This is a genomic window from Francisella sp. 19S2-4, assembly GCF_036281795.1.
GTDB lineage: Bacteria > Pseudomonadota > Gammaproteobacteria > Francisellales > Francisellaceae > Francisella.
The window spans coordinates 1-18,341 of record NZ_JAWUZH010000045.1 but is presented as its reverse complement, the minus strand read 5'-3'; the positions used below and the strand labels follow the sequence as shown (position 1 = coordinate 18,341).

The window sequence follows — 18,341 nt, the reverse complement described above, 5'->3', positions numbered from 1 at the left end:
TAAGGCTAAGTTTTTACTAAAAATAGCAAAAATATTCCTATTCATAGAAATTGAAAGATTTATTCAACAGTCTTAATTATTAAATGATATAACTATAATGGCTGCTATTTTTGATAGTCTTAATAAATTTTTCTTAAAAATATAAATGTTATTTAAGTAATAAAATAGTTAAAGGTATAATAAAGGTAACAATACTTTGTTTGTGGGGCAGTATGAGTAAATTATCTTTAGCGTTTACTAGTGTTAATCAAGAGTTTTCAGAATATATTTTAAAGCCAGATATATCAAAACTACCAGATTGGTTTAGCGGACAAGTATTAAGAGTTGGTCCTGCAAAATTTGCATATGGGCAGATAAAATTGAATCATTGGTTTGATGGTTTAGCAATGTTATATAGCTTTCAAAGGCATGGGAAGAATATTTATTTTTCAAATAAGTACTTAGAATCAGAACAATATTTTGCCTCAAAAAAAGGGAAGATGAGGTATGATGAGTTTGGTACTATGGTTCCTTCTAAGATTAATAAAATAGCTGCTATACTAAAGACAATCTTGGGTTTAAAATCTGATAAACCAAGTTTTAACGTAAATATACTTAGTTTTAAAAATAAACTACTTGCTACTAGCGAAGTTGCTACTATGCTTGAGTTTAATAAAGAGAACCTTCAAACATTAGAAGAATTTAGATTTGATGATAATCTAAAAGGACAATTTAGCTGTGCTCATCCCCAATTTGATCCTACTACAAAAGAGCAGTTTAATTTTGTTGTAAATATATCTAAAGATTGTCACTATAGCTTGTATAAAGTTTCTAAAGGTAGTTCTAAAAGAGAGTTGTTATATAAGTTTTCTAATTCTCAGTTTATATATAATCATACTTTGTTTTTGACGAAAAACTATGTTGTACTATATCTAGGTCCATTAAGAGCTAGATCTGTAGATTTTTTATCTAAGCCAATTTCAGAAGTTATATCACATGATAGTAACGCAAAATGCCAGTTTCTTATAGTAAATAGGAATACACTAGAAGCTAAGTATATAGATGCTTCTAGTTTTGTTATGTTACATTCAGCAAATGCTTTTGAAAAAGGTCAGAAAATTTACCTTGATTTTATGGAGTATATAGATAATTTAGAGCCTTATAAAAAGTTTTATTTTAAAAATATAGATAATGATGACTGTAAGCTTCAGACTCAAGTTAATAGAGTAACTATAAATCTTGATGATGGTTTAGTTAGTAAAACAGTAATAGCTGATAAAAATGCTGAATTTGCTAGAATTAATCAAAAGTTTTTAACTAAAGATTATCAATTTATGTATTTAGCTAATCGCAAAGGCGAAGCTGAGTTTTTTAATAGTGTAATAAAACTAGATTTATATAATAATAGTATTTCAGAATGTGATTTTGCTGATGATTATGTTTCTGAGCCAATCTTTATTGCTAATCCAGAAGCTAAGAGTGAAGATGATGGTTTAATTTTTGTTAATATAATTGATAATATTAAGAGACTTAGTTATGTAGTCTATCTAGATGCAAAAGATTTAAGTATAGTATATAAAGCATATTTACCAATCCAAATTCCACCAGCATTACACGGAATTTATTTAAAATAGAAGTTTTATGAAAAATATAATATTTGATTTTGATTCAACTTTAATTAAGAAGGAATCATTAGAACTTATTCTGGAGCCTATCTTAAAAAACTCACCAGAAAAGTTAGTAGAAATAGAAGAGATAACAAATTTAGGAATGCAAGGAGATCTTAGTTTTAGAGAATCTTTAGAAAAACGATTAGCTATAGCGAGTCCAACTCAGCAAAGTATAAAAAAATTTGCGGATAAATACTGTCCAAATCTATTAACAGATGGTATTAAAGAGCTGATTGATGAGTTAAAACAGAAAGGCTATTACGTTTGGATATTTAGTGGTGGATTAACAGAGAGTATTGAACCATTTGCGGATTATCTACAAATATCAAGACAAAATATTTTTGCGGTTGATGTCATTTGGAATGATTGTGGTGACTTTGTGAGCCTTAATAATTCTAATGGTGCTTGTGATTCTAAATTAAAAGCTTTCGAGAATGCTAGGAGTTTAATTGAAGGTCAAGTTATAGCAGTTGGTGATGGCTATACTGATTATCAATTATATGAGGTCGGCTTTGCTGATAAATTTATTGCATATACGGAGCATGTTTCGAGACGGAAAGTTATTGAAGTATCTAATAATGTAGCTAAGTCTGTTAGACAGTTAAAAGCTTTAGTTCTTTGAGTTCCTATTATTAATAATTGAGTGGATAAACGCTAGTGCTAATATTACTATACCAATAGAACCACTAAACCATTCTGGAATATTTATAAAAATTTTTAGTAGTAGTATTGCAGCTAAAAAGCCTATTGCATAATGTGCACCATGTTCCAGATATATGTATTTAGCTAATGTTTTTTTCTCAACAAAAAGTATAGTTAAAGATCTAACAAACATAGCTCCTATGCCTAGGCCTATCATTATTATTATAATATTTGTACTAATTGCAAAAGCTCCAACAACACCATCAAAACTAAAAGAAGCATCAATTATCTCTAAATAAATAAATCCCATTAAGCCATTACGAGCGACATCTAAAGCATCCACTTTAACTGAGTCAAAAAAAGAATTAAGTAATCCTAATCCTTCATGAACTATTATTCCTAAAAGATAAGCTATTGCTAACTCTCCTTGATAAGAAGTATCTATACTGTAGATTACAATAAGACCAATAACTACAGCAAAAAAGATATAGCCACCATTATATTCACGGACTTTTTTAGTTAGCTTATTATTTTCAATTAAAGGTATCCAGTGATGTCCTTCATTTTCACTAAGGAAAAAGTTTAGAAATACCATAAGTAAGAAACTACCACCAAAACTACATATATATGGCATTGATTGCTCTAATATTAATTGATATTTCTCAGGATCATTTAAAGCAAGATGTATAACACTTAAAAAATGAGCACCACTAGAGAGAGTTACTAATAAAATTGGAAATACTAAGCGCATTCCAAATACAGCTACAGGCATGCCTAGATAAATAAATATTTTTTGCCATTTTTTTGACATTTGCCCAAGAACTTTTGCATTTATAATAGCATTATCAAAACTTAGAGATATTTCTAATGCAGCTAAGATTAATATTGTATATGTCGTAACTAGAGGTATTGATGGATATAAACATTCTCCGAGGACTATACCAATAGCAGTTACAATAATCGATCCATAAAAATATTTTAAATTTTTCAAAGTAATTTGTTCTTATATTTTATAACGAATAGATTTTACCATATAATAGCTTATTAATTGAGACTTTAAGGTAAATAGTATGTCAGTAGCGCTATATACAATAATATTTTTGGGCATATGCTTTTTTACATGGCGGAATTTTATGAAAAATAAAGAGTATGCAATAGGTGTAGCGCAACGGTCATCACAAAAATATAACTTGGATTTGTTAGATGATACAGTATGCTTACGTAAGATTAGCATTAAATTTGAGAGAAAATGTATAGCTTTTTATAGGGTGTATTCATTTGATTATAATACATCTACCTCTGATGAAAGATATAGAGGATATATAGTTATAAAAAATGGTAAGCTTGATGATGTTGTTATATCTGAATTTGAAAAAGCAGATATTGTTAAAGAAAGTGTTATAGCAGAGCAAGAAGATTTATCCCGTAAACCAGCAAATAATATTATAGATTTTGATAATTAGGAATAATGTATGATTCATTTAAACCAACTACCTCCTTTAAAAGGTAAAAATTATAGCTCTAGTCCTTTTTGTTTAAAGTTAGAGCTTTATTTGAAAGTTATGGATATTGATTATAAAAACCATTTTAACTTAGAGTTTAATAAGTCTCCAACTGGTAAAATGCCATATATAGAGACTATGGGTAAAAAGTTTGCTGATAGTAATCTTATAATCAAAATGTTAGAACAACAAAATCAAGTTAGTATAGATAGTCATTTAGATCCGCAACAAAAAACTATTTCAACAGCTTTTATTAGATTATGCGAAGATAGTTTGTACTGGGTTGGAGTATATGGTCGCTGGGCGGATAAGAATAATACTGCTTGGAAGAAAGATTTTACAGAATCTATAAACTTACCTAAGGCAATGGCTAATATTATATATCCAGTTGCAAAAAGAAATGTATTACGTCAACTTAAAGCTATAGGTGTAGTTAATTTAACAAATGACGAAATTTACTCAAAAGCTGAAGAAAATCTAAAAGCAATAACAGACTTTTTAGGTGATAGAGAGTATTTTTTTAATAATAAGGTTTCATTAGTTGATTTAGTAGTGTTTAGTTTCGTTATTATGATGCGTGATGGTAGTTGTGGGAAACGCTTACAAAGTTTCTTGGAAAATACTCAGTTGGATAATTTTATAAATAATATACAACAAGAATTTGATATTTAGGTGATTTTTTATGGATGTAAATTTTCTTGAGTTAGATATAGCTACGCTAAGAAATAACATTTCTATAATAAAAGAATATACACAAACAAAACTATGTTTACCTGTCAAAGCGGATGCTTACGGCCATAATTTAAATCTTGTGGTAAAAAATACTAAAGATATTGTGGATTTCTATGCTACAGCATGTGCTAGTGAAGCGCTTGATGTCTATAAAAGCTCATCAGCTAAGCCTATATTGATCTTTGGAGTCATTGAAACTTTTTATCTCAAAGAGCTAATAGATAAAGAAATTAGAGTTAGCATTCATAGTTTTAAAGATATTGATATAATAGAACGTTATGCTAAGCAAAGCTCTAAAAAAGCTAAAATTCATATTTTTATTAATACAGGTATGAATATGTTAGGTGTAGATTGTGAGCATATAGTAGATATTGTAAAAAAAGTACGAGAATCTGAGTATATTGATCTTGAAGGAATATATAGTCATCTGGCATGCGCTGATGAGAAGAACCATCCATTTAATCAAACTCAAATAAATAAATTTATAGAAATACAAACATTTATTAAATCTATAGATACAAAAATAATGTGCCATTTAGCAAACTCTTATGGTTGTGTAGGGCAGGATAATATTAATTTTGATATGGTCAGACCAGGTATATTAAGTTATGGTTTTTTACCAGAGTTTAGTGTTGATGAGAGACTAAAATCTATACGTCCAGTTGCTAAGTTAGTTACACAAATAGTGAAGCTTATAAAGTTAGATAAAATATGTGAAGTTGGTTATTCAGTTAGCTATATTGGTAAAAAAGATGAAGTCATAGCAATATTGCCTGTTGGTTATGGAGATGGTTTTCCTCGAGAGCTTGGGAATAATGGCTTTGTTTATATTAAAGATATCCCTTATCCAATTGTTGGGAGAATAAATATGGATGCTTTAGCGATATCCTTAGGTATAAATGAGCAAAATTTTGGGGTTGGAGATGAAGTTGAGCTTATATCAAATATCTCAGAAAGAAAAAATAGTGTTAAAACTATTGCTAAAAACTTACAAACAATCGAGTATGATATCATTGCAACATTAAATCAGAGAATTCTTAGAAAAGAAACATAAGCTTAGATTATCCATAGGTCTTTACTTTTGATTTTCCTAGGCATAAACTGAAAGTTATAGTATAAGAAAATATTTGTTTTATGGCAAAGAATAAGCTAAGCGTAGGTAGCCTTATAGCAGTAGGTATAGGGACTATTATGGGTTCTGGCTGGATGTTTTCAGCTCAGTATACTTCTGAATATGCAGGTCCGGCTTCTATATTATCTTGGATTATTGGCGCAGTTCTTATGGTTTTTATAGCATTAACTTTTGCAGAAAGCTGTACTATTGTTCCAGTACAAGGATCTTCTTCGAGAATTCCACATATAACTCATGGTACTTTATTAAGCTATATTTTTGCATGGATTACATGGATCTCTTATTTAGTTTTAGCTCCTATTGAAGTGCAAGCCGTTATACAGTATTTAGCAGTATTTTACCCTGATTTGATAAATGTAAAAACAGGTGCATTATCAGTATATGGAATACCTTTAGCTGTAGTAATGTTATTGGTGTTTAGTGTTTTTAATTTTTATTCATTAAGATGGTTAGTTAAAGCTAATAATGTAATTACTTTGTTTAAAGTTATTGTACCAATAATTGTTGGTGCTTCATTATTAGCTTTATGTTATACGCTGCCTCAATTAAGTACTAAAACAGTTGAGCATGGTTTTAAGTTTATGCCATATGGTATAAATGGAGTGTTTTCAGCTATATCTTTGGGTGGCATTGGTTATGCATTTGTTGGTTTTAAAACAATTGTTGAGATGGCTGGTAATACAAAGAATCCATCAAAGGCAATTCCAATAGCAACAATTGGAACTATATTAGTTTGTTTATTTATCTTTTTATTTTTACAGATTGCATATGTAATGATAGCATCTAAATATGTACATAATAACCAATGGGGTATGCAAGATATCTTTTCTAATGGTAACTCTAGTTTTGGAGCATTTGCTTTAATTGCACAAAATTTAGGCCAAACATGGATTATGTATTTCTTATATTTTGGAGCTATACTTTTTCCTCTTGTTGCTGGATTATTATATTTTTGTGTTGCGTTAAATTCTTTAAGCGCAATGGTTTCAAATGGTTATATGCCTAAAATTTTGAATAAACTAAATCCTGTTACTAGCAAACCTCTTTATGCAATTACCCTTAATTTTTTAATAGCTATGATAATGTTTGCGCCTTTTCCTGGTTGGAAAACAATGACAACATTTTTAACTTCTTTAATATCTCTAACTTATTTAACTGGTGCGACATCAACTTTAGCAATGAGACATAGGCTACCTAATATTGATAGACCTTTTAAATTAAAAGGAGTATTTCTAATATCTTTACTTGGAGTTTTCTCATCAACATTAGTTTTTTTATGGAGTGGTTGGGATATTGTATCTAAATCTGGTATAGCTATTTGTATAGCTATTTTCATGCTTGGGACATATAGAAGTTTAGGAGCTGATAAATCAGAAAAAATTTCTTGGCACTTTAAACAATCTATTTGGTTTTGGTTTTATATTGTTGCAGTATCTATAGTTTCATATCTAAGTGATTTTAATGGGATTGGCTTTTTGGATTTTTATTCAGCGGCGGCTATTTTACTGATAATTAGCTTTATTACTTGTATCATTGCTAAACATTATTGTTTAACATCGAGTGAAATACAGCAAGGTATAGATTCGGCATTACATTTGCAAAATAGCCATTAATTTAATTTATTTTTATATATAGAGTTGCTCACGTTACTATTTTATTAATTTTGAAAAGGCTGTATTATTATTTACTAAATAATTATTCTAAAGTACTTCTATGATTAAAGTTTCTTTTCAAGGTGAGCATGGAGCATATTCTGAACAAGCAATAACTAGTTTTTTGAATCAGCAAGGTATAAAAGAGTTCCAAACAATACCGTGTCTTTCTTTTTCAGATGCTATTGAACATACAATTGTGGGTAAATCAAATTTTGTAATGATACCTGTAGAAAATTCTCTAGCTGGATCTGTAGTACCTGCATATGATGAGCTAATTAAAAGTAATTTAAAAGTAAAAGCAGAGATTGTTTTGAAAATTAAACATTGTCTGATGGGATTACCTGATGTTGAAATTTCCGAAGTTAAAAGTGTAATATCTCATCCGCAAGCTTTATCTCAGTGTTCTAAAAGCTTAAAAAGATTGAGATTAACACCAGAAGCTTTTATTGATACTGCTGGAGCAGCAAAATATATTTATGAGACAAATCAACATCAGCATTTAGCTATTGCAGGAGAGCTTGCTGCTAAAACTTATGGATTAAAAATTTTTCAAAATCAGTTTGAAGATGAGCATTTTAATTATACGCGCTTTTTCTTGATGGGGTATGATGAAATTAATGTGGATTCTGATAATGACAAACATAAAACTACAATTATTTTTTCTGTTGAAGAAAAACCAAATGCGTTAGTCAATACCTTGAATGTTTTTGGGAAACTTAATATAAACCTAACTAAGATAGAGTCAAGACCATCTAGAGATAGAGCTTGGAATTATCTATTTTTTATTGACTTTGAAGGATCAGAAGATGATTTAATCGTTCAACAGGCACTATTAGAGGTTCTTAAGAAAAGTACATTTTTAAAAGTTTTAGGTTCTTATAAAAGTTATCATTTTAGTTAATAAAACCACTATAAATTAATTATATAAGCTGAGACTATTATTAAAATAGCGTACTATTTTTAGCTATTTGTTTTTTCTAGTTTTTATAAAAAACATTATAGGGATAATGTATATTAACGCTAGTATGCTTGGAGATGTTATTTCACTTATTATTTGTTTTATAGAAATATGCGATAAAATTACGAAATAAACCATTACGATAATTATATTAAAAGCTATTTTTTCTATTTGCTTTTTGTCTTTTTTAGGAGCAAATATTTTTACTATATTTTCTGTAGCTTCTCTGGTCCCTATAAAAGTTCCTATAAATGATCCTGTTAATAGTAGAACTGAAATCAACAAGCCAATATCGTTGAGTATGTTTTTATCAGGCAGTGATCGTTGAATTACCTGTAATGCTGAGACATTTTCTATATTACTGTTTGATTTTAATTGAGTTAGAACATCTGCTGGGATTACATATTTACATGCTAGAGAGAAAAATATCAAAAGAAATAATAATAGTCCTGTAGCTATAAATATTAGTATAGTGCTCTTTAAAACATGGTGTCTGTAGCATAGTGAAAATCTAGGTACGATTGAGCTAAAATTCATGCCAAATACCATGACAGAAAAAAAGCCAAAAAAAAGTCCAAGCTTTTGATAAACAGAAGTGTCGGACATAATATTATTTATTTTATCGCTTGTTGGTACTCTATGAATAAATAAGTATATTGATAAGAAAATTATTGAAATTAATAGTAAAACTGCAAAGATAGTGATAATTTTGATAGTTTTTTTTGTATCTAGCAAACCAATAAGCATTAGTAATAGTGGTATTAGAAGTGACAGGATGTATGCAAGTCCCCATTTGCTATCATTAATATTAAAGATTTGGGCAAATACACTTGTGTATACATCTCTTATTCCTAGTGAGTATATGAGAATTACTGTAAATGTAGATAGAAAAAATACTAAAGAAAATATATATCCCCATTTTTTACCCATATTCTCATTTACAACTTCCGATATGTTTTTAACTTCAGCATTTTCATTTTGATAAAGAACTACCCTTGATAAGAAAGTATGTCCTATTGCTATAGCTAAAGCAGCAAGAAACCCAATAAGAAAAACAGCCCATGTATCAATAAAAATAGCACTTGTGGGAATATATAAGACGCCTGCTCCAAACGCTGTTGCAACCAAGCTAAAGATCCAATAAAAATCAAGAGGCTTCATAATTACATCTCCCGCTTATTAAATAGGAGGAAAGATATCTAAATTTTACTCCTTTTTATAGTAATTAACTAGCTCCAGTAGTATTTTTGAGAACATTGTTATAACCTTAATTTATCATTAGAAGTCTATAAGTTTAAAGGAATGATATTTTGAATTTTGAAGTTAATATCATTTACAAAAATATTAGGAATATAAAGATTTCTTTGAGTAAAGATAATGTGGTTACAGTTACATCTCCGAAAGAAGTAACTAGAAAGGAAATATTTAAATTATTAGAATCAAAAAAAGCATGGTTAGATAAACATGCAAAGAGACTGTCAATGCATCAGCAGTTTAATTATGAAAACTATGATTTAAGAGAAGGCAGTTATGTTTATTTTTTAGGTAGAGAGTACTTAGTTAAGCTTACAGAATCAAAACAGAATCTGATTTGTGAACATGAGGATTGCCTTGAATTTTTATTAAATCAAAGTGTTATTGATAATAATGAATTTAAATTAAAATTATTAGAGGAATTTTATAGAGATCGGGCAGATATTATTTTGAATAATCTTGTTGCAAAATTTTTAAAAATAACTAATCAAGAAATACAGCGAGTTAGTATAAAAAAAACTAAGACTCGCTGGGGATCTTGTAACTATATAAAAAAAACAATTAATTTAAATTTTAATTTGATCTTAAGAGATATCAAAGCAATAGAATATGTTGTTCTTCATGAAATTGCACATTTAACTCATCCTAATCATTCAAGAGAGTTTTATAGTTATATTGCAAGCTATATGCCTGATTGGAAAATTAGAGAAAAAAGATTAAAATGAGATATAATTAACTGTTTTGAAGTTATAAAAAAACTATATCTTTTAGGAGATTTTATGGAAAGTACATTTGAGCTTTTTTCTATAGGTGTTGGCCCATCTTCATCTCATACTATAGGTCCAATGAGAGCGGGATCCGATTTTATTAATTTATATAAGGATAAACTACCACAAACAACACGAATCAAGATTGATTTGTTTGGTTCATTAGCCTTGACTGGTAAAGGGCATAAAACAGACTATGCGGTTATTTTAGGCGTTATGGGATTCTTACCTGAATCTGTAGATATTGAGTTAGCAAAAAAGCTTTATGATAATTGCTTAAGTGATAAAAAGCTTAACTTAGGTCAAGAGTTTAAAATAGATTTTGATTATGATAAAGATTTAGTGTTTCACTATGATGAGTTTTTACCAGAGCATGCTAATGGAATGCGTTTTTCTTTATTTAAGGAAGATAAATTACTTTGTGAAAAAGAGTATTTCTCGATAGGTGGTGGTTTTATTGTTGATAAAAAGCAAATTAGTAAAGATGAGGTTCCTACAGAGGTACCTTGTAATAAACCGTATAAATTTGCAAGTATGGCACAATTAAAAGAGCTTTGTCAGCGAGATAATAAAACTATTGATCAAATAATGTTTGAAAATGAAAAAACTGCATATGGTGAGCAGGAATCTCTTGATAAATTAGCTGAAATTTGGCGTGTTATGGATACATCTATTGAGAAAGGTTTAACTTGTGCAGAAACTACTTTACCTGGAGGTCTTAAGGTAAGAAAAAGAGCTCCAAGTATGATTAGGAAGTTAAAAGAGCATAATATAGTGAATACGGATTTTAACTATTTAAATGCTTTTGCAATAGCTGTAAATGAACAAAATGCATGTGGTGAAAGAGTTGTTACTGCACCAACAAATGGAGCTGCTGGCATAATTCCTGCGGTACTTAAGTATTATTTGCAAACACACGAGATAATTAATCAAAATGAGCTTAAACAAGTGGTTAATAAGTATCTCTTAGTATGCGCAGCTATAGGTATTTTGTATAAGTCTGGAGCTTCTATATCTGCTGCTGAAGTTGGTTGCCAAGGTGAGGTGGGTGTTGCTTGTTCAATGGCGGCTGCTGGGTATTGTGCTTTGCTTGGTGGAGATCTTGAATCAATTGAATCAGCTGCTGAAATTGGAATGGAGCATAACCTTGGTTTAACTTGTGATCCTATTGGAGGTCTAGTACAAATACCATGTATTGAGCGGAATGCTATGGGGGCAGTTCAAGCTATAAATGCTGCTAAACTTGCACACTTAGATACTGGCGAAAAACGTTTTGTTGGTTTAGATTATGTTATTAAAGTCATGTATGAAACAGGCTTAGATATGTGTAGTAAATATAAAGAAACATCTTTAGGTGGCTTAGCTACTAATGTTCCAGTATGCTAATAATTACTTTTAATTCCACAGTTTTCTAAATCGATCAAGCTTTATAGCACTAGTAAAATTATACTATTTTAGTATAATTTAAATGATTTGTTATTAAACAGGCCGTCATAGAAATGTATGATATAAAAAAAATTAGAGATGATTTTCCATTTCTTAATCAGACTATAAATAATAAGCCGGTAATTTTTTTTGATACTGGTGCATCAGCACAAAAGCCTCAAACTGTTATTGATGCTGTATCTGAGGCTTATAAATTTAATTATGCAAATGTGCATAGAGGTGTTTATTGGCTTAGTCAAGAAGCTAGTGAGAAATATGAAAATGTGCGCGTAAAGGTACAGCACTTTATTAATGCTAAATCATCTGATGAGATTGTCATAACTAAGGGAACGACAGAAGCAATTAATCTTTTAGCTACATGTATTGGTAAATCTATGGTTTGTCCAGGAGATGAGATTATCGTTACAGAGATGGAGCATCACGCTAACTTTGTACCTTGGCAAATGTTATGTAAAAATGAAAATTTAGTTTTTAATGTTGCTAAGGTTAAAGATAATGGAGAGTTAGATGTACAAAATCTCTTATCTTTAATTACCGAGAAAACTAAAGTTCTGGCAATAACTTTATGTTCAAATGTTTTAGGAACAATTAATCCTATTAAAGAGATTATTGAAAAAGTCAAAAAAATAAATCCGGATATATTAGTTATTGTTGATGGTGCTCAAGCAGTTATACATTCAAAAGTTGATGTTCAAGATTTGAATTGTGATTTTTTTGTCTTTTCAAGTCATAAACTATATGGACCGACTGGAGTTGGAGTTTTATATGGCAAATATGATTTATTAAAAAAACTTCCTCCTTATAATTATGGTGGAGATATGGTTGATGATGTAACCGTAGATAAAACAATATTTGCTATGCCACCATACAAATTTGAAGCAGGTACTCCTGATATCGTTGGAACAATAGGGTTTGGTCAAGCGATTGACTATGTTAATTCAATTGGTATGGAAAATATAGCTAGTTATGAAAAAAGCTTATTAAAATATGCAACTGACAAGTTAAAAGAAATAGATGGTTTAAAAATAATAGGTGAAGCACAAAATAAGGCAGGTGTTATTACATTTGTAGTAGATGGATGTAATGCAGGCGATATTGGTGAGCTTTTAGCAATTAAAGGAATGTGTGTGAGAACTGGCAAGCACTGTGCTCATCCACTACTTTATAGAATGGGCGTAACAGCAACAGTGCGTATGTCTTTTGGGATGTATAATACTTTTGAAGAAGTCGACTTATTTGTTAAAGCATTGAAAAAAGTAATATCTCAATTAAAATAAGTAATATAATTTTAGAGGATTAATATTAATATGGTTGAAGTTTTTGATCCTAATAATAATATTTTAGAAGTTACTCAAGCAGCAGCTAAACATTTTGAAAAACACTTAGCTAAAAACTCTACAAATATCGGTATATATGTGGGTACAAAGGTTATGGGGTGTTCCGGCTTAGCTTATGATATCGATTTTGTAGCTAAAAAGCCAAATGATACAACAGAAATAGATCAACATGGGTTGAAGTTTTTTGTATCTAATAAATCTATGGACTTTTTAAATGGACTAAAGATTGATTATGTTAAGCATGATTTTGGGTTGTATAAATTAGAGTATACTAATCCAAATGAGTCAGCGCGCTGTGGATGTGGCGAAAGTTTTACAGTTTAGGAAATATTTTTAATGAAAACAACAGATGTAACTATAATCAGAAGGCAAGTCAAAGCAATAGCAGTGCCTTTTGGAAATGAAATTGAGCTTATGCCTGGTCAAGAAGCCTTAGTAACTCAAGACAAGGGTGGGAGCTTTACATTAAATGTTAATGGTAATTTGCTTCATTTAGATGGTAAAGATGCTGATGCTATAGGTAAGCAAGTAGTTAAATATCCTGTTGAAGGATATGATATTAAACCAGGAGACCCTATAAATATGGATGCAATTTGGGATCAGATGAAAACAGTTTATGATCCTGAGATTCCTGTTAATATTGTGGATCTTGGTTTGATTTATAATATTGTTACAAGAAAGTTAGAAAATGGTAATTTTCACGTTATCATCGATATGACTCTTACAGCTCCTGGTTGTGGTATGGGGCCAGTTCTTATGACAGATGTTGAAAGACGAGTGGCAATGTTACCAAATGTTGATAAAGTTGATGTTGTTATGGTTTTTGATCCGCCATGGAATTCTGAACTTATGACAGAGGAAGCAAAATTAGAGTTAGGATTGTTTTAAACTATAGTTATGAATAAAATAGCGATTTATCCTGGAACTTTTGATCCAATAACAAATGGTCATATTGATTTAGTCGATAGAGCATTAAATATATTTGATGAAATAGTTGTAGCAGTATCAACAGCTTATGGAAAAAATACACTTTTTGATTTAGCTCATAGGGAGCAAATGATTAAAGAAGTTTTTAAAAATAATCAAAGAGTTAAGGTTGTTAGTTTTGAAGGTTTACTTGTAGATACAGCAGCTAAAAATAATGCTTGTGCAATAGTTAGAGGATTAAGAGCTGTTTCTGATTTTGATTATGAATATCAGATGTCTAGTATGAATAATAAGCTAAACAGTAGTATTCAAACTATATTTCTTACTCCTAGTGAGAAATTCTCATGTATATCTTCAACATTAGTTAGAGCTGTAGCTGTTCATAATTATAAGCGAGTAGATGAATTTGTTCCAGAATGTGTTTTTAGAGAAATAGAATCTAAATATAATAGAAAAGGTTCGTAGTATGGCATTATTAATTACTGATGATTGTATAAATTGTGATATTTGTGAGCCGGAATGTCCTAATGAAGCTATTTTTCAAGGCGAAGAGTATTATGAGATTAATCCAGATAAGTGCACTGAGTGTGTTGGTCACTTTCCTGAATCGCAATGTACTAAAGTTTGTCCAATTAGATGTATAATAACAGATCCTAATAAAATAGAGACACAAGAACAACTCTTAGAAAAGTATAATAAATTAGTTTCTTAAAATTGCTTTAAAAAAAACTTGAAAAAAGATTCTTATAATGTATGATACTGGGGTCAGTATTTCAATATATTTATAAATTATAAAATAAGCTTTAAAGGAGTTTTTGATGAAATTAAGAAATATCGTTATGGCTACATCTGTGCTATTAGGTACAGCTACAATGTCTTTTGCAGCTAACTCTGATAACGTTGATACACCAGCAAATGCTACTACAGCAACAACTAGCAGTAGTCTTGAATCAAATAGTTTCATCACACCTTTTGCTAACACATATAGTTCTTTAACAAATGAAAATAATACTTGGGGGCCTCAAGATAGAACAGGTCAATGGTATTTAGGTGTTGGAGCTAGTGGTCTTGCAGGAACTGCTAATGCACCTTCAGGCGCAGCTGCTAACTTTACTCTTGGTTATAATTTAAATAAATATTTTGCAGTTCAGTATTATCAATTAGTTGGTAGAGATTTCGCTGGTTTAGGTGAAGGTGTTATTAACTTCAGTAACAGTACTATGTTTACACCATATATGGTTGGTGGTGCTGGTTGGGGTAATATAGCTGGTAAGGCTACAGGTGCTTGGGACGTTGGTGGAGGTCTTAAGTTTGAACTATCAAGAGATGTTCAAGCTAGTGTTGATTATAGATATATACAAACTATGGCTCCAACTAATATTTCAGGACCTAATGGTCAAGCAGGAACTAACGTAATTGGTGCTGGCTTAACATGGTTCTTTGGTGGAAAAGCAAACTCTAATAATGATACTGCTAATATTCAAGATAATGGTGCTAAAACAGCAGCAGAGACTGCAGCAGCTATGCCAACAATAGATGAGTCTAAGTATGTGCTTCCTCAAGGAATTAAGCAATGTGAAGGAAACTTTAATTTAACTAAAGATGGTGTTGCATGTTACACTGTGAATGGTAGTGACGTGACAGTTTATTTAGATACTAAATTTGCGTATGATAGTACTAATTTAAATCAAAGAGGCAAAGATGCTATAGCGTCTTTTGTTAAGTTTATAAAAGGTAGTGATATAGCTTCTGTAACTATTAAAGGATATGCTTCTCAAGGTCAAACAGGTCAAGAGTTTGAGTTATATAACCAAAAACTTTCTGAAAAGAGAGCACAAGCAGTTTCTAGTTATATGAAACAATTAGGTTTAGATAGCAGTAAGATAATAACAAAAGGTTTTGGTTATACTAGTACTATAGATGGTATAAGCAAATCTGATGCTCGTAACCAACGCGTAGAAGCTAGTGTTTCAGCTCCTTTAAAACAAGATCAATAATCTTTCTTAACTAGTTTTTTCTATAAATATTTCATTTTATTTTTTTATAAATTCTTATTTAGATAAATCTTAATATATTGGTTTTTATGTAATGTTTAGGTATATGAAAAGATAATGGCTTGTTATATAATTTGTCCACTTGTAAATAATTTTCTTAAAATTAAATGGCACAATATTATTCTAATAAAGAATTATTTAACTCTCCTGAATTAATTGGTCAAATTGTAACAATCAAAGGATGGGTTCGTAGCCGAAGAGATTCTAATGCTGGTTTTTCTTTTGTGGCTGTTCATGATGGTTCTTGTTTTGATCCAATTCAAGCAATTGTTCCAAATTCAGTTGATAATTATTCTGAAGAAGTTCTTAAACTTACAAAAGACTGTTCAGTTGCAATTACTGGAGAATTAATTGCTTCACAAGGTAAAGGTCAAAGTGTTGAGATCCAAGCACAAAAAATAGAAGTATATGGTTGGGTTGAAAGTCCTGAAACTTATCCTGTTTCACCAAAACGTCACACTATGGAGCATTTACGTGAAGTTGCACATCTTCGTACTAGGACAAATATTATAGGAGCTGTTGCAAGAGTAAGAAATCAACTAGCTAACGCTATTCATAATTTTCTATGTGAAAAAGGTTTTCTATGGGTAAATACACCTATTTTGACTTCTAATGATTGTGAAGGTGCTGGGGAGCTTTTTAGAGTATCAACTCTTGACTCTCTTAATCCTCCTCTTAATGATCAAGGACAAGTTGATTTTAAAGAAGATTTCTTTGGTAAGGAAACATTTTTAACTGTTTCTGGACAGTTGAATGTTGAAAGTTATTGTTGTTCTCTATCAAAAGTATATACCTTTGGACCAACTTTCCGTGCAGAGAATTCAAATACTAGCAGACACTTAGCAGAGTTTTGGATGATTGAACCTGAAGTAGCTTTTGCTGATTTGAATGATGATGCTGATTTAGCAGAAGAAATGCTTAAATCTGTTATTCAAAAGGTGATGAGTAATAGTGAAGATGATTTAAACTTCTTTAATCAGTTTGTTCAAAAAGGTTTATTAGAAAAATTACAGAATGTAGTGGATAAAGGATTTGTAAGAGTTGAATATACAGATGCTATAGAGATCTTAAAGCAATCTGGACAGAAGTTTGAGTATCCAGTAGAGTGGGGTGTTGATTTACAATCTGAACATGAAAGATTCTTATGTGAAAAACATTTTAATGCACCTGTTGTAATTATGAATTATCCAAAAGATATTAAAGCATTTTATATGCGTTTAAATGATGATGGTAAGACTGTTGCGGCTATGGATGTTCTTGTTCCAGGAATTGGTGAAATTATTGGAGGAAGCCAACGTGAAGAACGTTTAGAAGTTCTAGATAAACGTATAGAAGAAATGAGTATTGATGCTAGTACTCTTGGCTGGTATCGTGATTTACGTCGTTATGGAACGGTTCCTCATAGTGGCTTTGGCTTGGGCTTTGAAAGATTGCTTGGATATATTACAGGTATACCAAATATACGTGAGCTTATTCCTTTCCCTCGCACACCAGGCAATGCTAAATTCTAATTTAAATAACTACCTATAATAATTTTTACGCTATCTTAATCTATATGGTCTAGTAACAATATAATAATTGTTATTTTTATAATTCTTATTTGTTTAGAAGTTTTTATTTATAGGATTAGGTAACATTAACTTTTCTTGTTTTTGCTCTTTGATTAGTTTATTTATTTTTTCAATTTCTGATTCAAGATAAATAATAGTTAATGGTGATGATAGACTAAAAATTGTTAGGCTAAGAAATATAGTTTGGACAATTGTATGGCTAATAAAAAAATCAAAATAGTTACTTTTTAGCATAATAAAAAGTGAATAAAATATTAAAGTGATTATTTGTGTAACCATGGAGGAAATTATTATATAAACTAGTTGAGCAGTATATTTATTATTTTTTATACTTCGAATTGGGAAGTAGTAAGTCATATTTATTGCTAAGACTATAGATAGAGCTGTAAGTAAGTTTGGAATATCATTTTTCGATATATAAAATACAGGAAATGTATATGTCATTAAAATAGAAGCTAAAATTATTAATAGTAAAATAAAAAATATAAGTGAAAATGTTATAGTATTAACTTTCAATTTTATCTCCTAATTTTATAAATCATCTCTGATAAATATATTAATTACTTCTTTGATATGCATTTTATCATCATTAGAAATTATAAAGCTATTATCGTTTAGATTAAAATTAAGGGGCTGTTCTAGATAACTAAGTTATGTTAGGATGGTTTTGATGAGAAAAAGTAGATTAAGTTCATACAAACAAGATAAATTAATA

19 protein-coding genes are annotated in these 18,341 nt (G+C 30.0%); 16 read left to right on the top strand and 3 right to left on the bottom strand.

The window, feature by feature from the left end:
* Window positions 1-212 precede the first annotated feature (212 nt).
* The gene (locus tag R8535_RS09040; RefSeq protein ID WP_329498497.1) at window positions 213-1,613 is read left to right on the top strand and encodes a carotenoid oxygenase family protein; all 1,401 of its coding nucleotides are present in this window, start codon (window positions 213-215) and stop codon (window positions 1,611-1,613) included.
* A 7-nt stretch (window positions 1,614-1,620) separates the two neighbouring features.
* Window positions 1,621-2,271, top strand: a complete 651-nt coding sequence (locus R8535_RS09035) for an HAD-IB family phosphatase (protein ID WP_329498499.1) — start codon at window positions 1,621-1,623, stop codon at window positions 2,269-2,271.
* Here R8535_RS09035 and R8535_RS09030 read toward each other — a convergent pair.
* Window positions 2,260-3,282, bottom strand: a complete 1,023-nt coding sequence (locus R8535_RS09030; RefSeq protein WP_329498502.1) for a DUF475 domain-containing protein — start codon at window positions 3,280-3,282, stop codon at window positions 2,260-2,262. The genes R8535_RS09035 and R8535_RS09030 overlap by 12 nt on opposite strands.
* Before the next feature lie 79 nt (window positions 3,283-3,361).
* Here R8535_RS09030 and R8535_RS09025 point away from each other — a divergent pair, with 79 nt between their 5' ends.
* From R8535_RS09025 to pheA, 5 genes are all read left to right on the top strand, one after another.
* Window positions 3,362-3,754, top strand: a complete 393-nt coding sequence (locus tag R8535_RS09025; protein ID WP_329498504.1) for a DUF3301 domain-containing protein — start codon at window positions 3,362-3,364, stop codon at window positions 3,752-3,754.
* Between the two features lie 9 nt (window positions 3,755-3,763).
* Window positions 3,764-4,465 (top strand): glutathione S-transferase family protein, encoded by a 702-nt coding sequence (locus R8535_RS09020; RefSeq protein WP_329498506.1) that lies wholly within the window; start codon window positions 3,764-3,766, stop codon window positions 4,463-4,465.
* Window positions 4,466-4,475: 10 nt separating this feature from the next.
* Entirely contained in the window at window positions 4,476-5,579 is a 1,104-nt protein-coding gene (alr, locus tag R8535_RS09015; protein ID WP_329498507.1) for an alanine racemase, read from the top strand.
* 80 nt (window positions 5,580-5,659) lie between these two features.
* Window positions 5,660-7,270, top strand: a complete 1,611-nt coding sequence (locus R8535_RS09010) for an APC family permease (RefSeq protein ID WP_329498508.1) — start codon at window positions 5,660-5,662, stop codon at window positions 7,268-7,270.
* Between the two features lie 100 nt (window positions 7,271-7,370).
* Window positions 7,371-8,213, top strand: coding sequence for a prephenate dehydratase (gene pheA / locus R8535_RS09005; RefSeq protein WP_329498510.1), 843 nt, complete (start codon window positions 7,371-7,373; stop codon window positions 8,211-8,213).
* A gap of 63 nt (window positions 8,214-8,276) precedes the next feature.
* On the opposite strand, the gene R8535_RS09000 is transcribed toward pheA, so the two are convergent.
* Entirely contained in the window at window positions 8,277-9,431 is a 1,155-nt protein-coding gene (locus R8535_RS09000) for an aromatic amino acid transport family protein (RefSeq protein WP_329498512.1), read from the bottom strand.
* 149 nt (window positions 9,432-9,580) lie between these two features.
* Between R8535_RS09000 and R8535_RS08995 the strand changes: the two genes are divergently transcribed.
* From R8535_RS08995 to asnS, 9 genes are all read left to right on the top strand, one after another.
* Complete coding sequence (locus tag R8535_RS08995) at window positions 9,581-10,249, top strand: M48 family metallopeptidase (RefSeq protein WP_329498514.1); 669 nt, start codon at window positions 9,581-9,583, stop codon at window positions 10,247-10,249.
* A gap of 54 nt (window positions 10,250-10,303) precedes the next feature.
* Window positions 10,304-11,677: an L-serine ammonia-lyase gene (locus tag R8535_RS08990; RefSeq protein ID WP_329498516.1), complete on the top strand. Its 1,374-nt coding sequence runs from the start codon at window positions 10,304-10,306 to the stop codon at window positions 11,675-11,677.
* Window positions 11,678-11,790: 113 nt separating this feature from the next.
* Window positions 11,791-13,014: an aminotransferase class V-fold PLP-dependent enzyme gene (locus R8535_RS08985; protein WP_329498518.1), complete on the top strand. Its 1,224-nt coding sequence runs from the start codon at window positions 11,791-11,793 to the stop codon at window positions 13,012-13,014.
* Window positions 13,015-13,044: 30 nt separating this feature from the next.
* Window positions 13,045-13,398, top strand: coding sequence for a HesB/IscA family protein (locus R8535_RS08980; protein WP_329498520.1), 354 nt, complete (start codon window positions 13,045-13,047; stop codon window positions 13,396-13,398).
* A 12-nt stretch (window positions 13,399-13,410) separates the two neighbouring features.
* Window positions 13,411-13,962: a putative Fe-S cluster assembly protein SufT gene (gene sufT / locus R8535_RS08975; protein ID WP_329498522.1), complete on the top strand. Its 552-nt coding sequence runs from the start codon at window positions 13,411-13,413 to the stop codon at window positions 13,960-13,962.
* A 9-nt stretch (window positions 13,963-13,971) separates the two neighbouring features.
* The gene (gene coaD, locus R8535_RS08970) at window positions 13,972-14,466 is read left to right on the top strand and encodes a pantetheine-phosphate adenylyltransferase (protein ID WP_329498523.1); all 495 of its coding nucleotides are present in this window, start codon (window positions 13,972-13,974) and stop codon (window positions 14,464-14,466) included.
* Between the two features lies 1 nt (window position 14,467).
* Window positions 14,468-14,713: a YfhL family 4Fe-4S dicluster ferredoxin gene (locus R8535_RS08965; RefSeq protein ID WP_329498525.1), complete on the top strand. Its 246-nt coding sequence runs from the start codon at window positions 14,468-14,470 to the stop codon at window positions 14,711-14,713.
* A gap of 106 nt (window positions 14,714-14,819) precedes the next feature.
* Window positions 14,820-15,998: an OmpA family protein gene (locus tag R8535_RS08960; protein ID WP_329498528.1), complete on the top strand. Its 1,179-nt coding sequence runs from the start codon at window positions 14,820-14,822 to the stop codon at window positions 15,996-15,998.
* 164 nt (window positions 15,999-16,162) lie between these two features.
* Window positions 16,163-17,566 carry an asparagine--tRNA ligase gene (asnS, locus tag R8535_RS08955; protein ID WP_329498529.1) on the top strand — a complete coding sequence of 468 codons (1,404 nt, stop codon included), beginning with the start codon at window positions 16,163-16,165 and terminating at the stop codon, window positions 17,564-17,566.
* 93 nt (window positions 17,567-17,659) lie between these two features.
* Here asnS and R8535_RS08950 read toward each other — a convergent pair whose 3' ends face one another.
* A complete protein-coding gene (locus R8535_RS08950; RefSeq protein ID WP_329499507.1) occupies window positions 17,660-18,142 on the bottom strand; it encodes a hypothetical protein in 483 nt (160 codons plus the stop codon).
* Window positions 18,143-18,341: the final 199 nt, after the last annotated feature.